The sequence below is a fragment of the Staphylococcus pasteuri genome, assembly GCF_030547725.1.
GTDB classification, from domain to species: domain Bacteria; phylum Bacillota; class Bacilli; order Staphylococcales; family Staphylococcaceae; genus Staphylococcus; species Staphylococcus pasteuri.
Genome location: NZ_JAUOQO010000239.1, coordinates 1 through 286 on the forward strand (window position 1 = coordinate 1; position 286 = coordinate 286).

Consider the following 286-nt stretch of genomic DNA (forward strand, 5'->3'; position numbering starts at 1 on the left):
GTAGTTATACCTTACGGTTATATAGTTATGTGATCGACACTCTAACCCAGTTTTTAAACTGGGTTTTTTAATGGTTTTTTTTAACTATTTTCTTCATTAATGAGCAGCGTTAGCGTTGAGAGTTCTTTTTGAACAATTGCGAGATTTTTTTTAATATTTTCTTCGTTAATGAGTAGTGCTAATTTTGTATTTTTAAGTACATCGGGCAGGGTGTTGAATTGGTTTATTTTTGAAGTGTTGCTTTCAAAGTCGCATATAGATTCGTGGTTGCTACAAAACACAGTGT

1 protein-coding gene is annotated in these 286 nt (G+C 32.2%); it reads right to left on the reverse strand.

From position 1 onward, the window contains the following. Window positions 1-80: 80 nt before the first annotated feature. Window positions 81-286, reverse strand: a 206-nt coding sequence (locus Q4528_RS13525) for a hypothetical protein (protein WP_303522047.1), incomplete at its 5' end; no start/stop codon positions are given.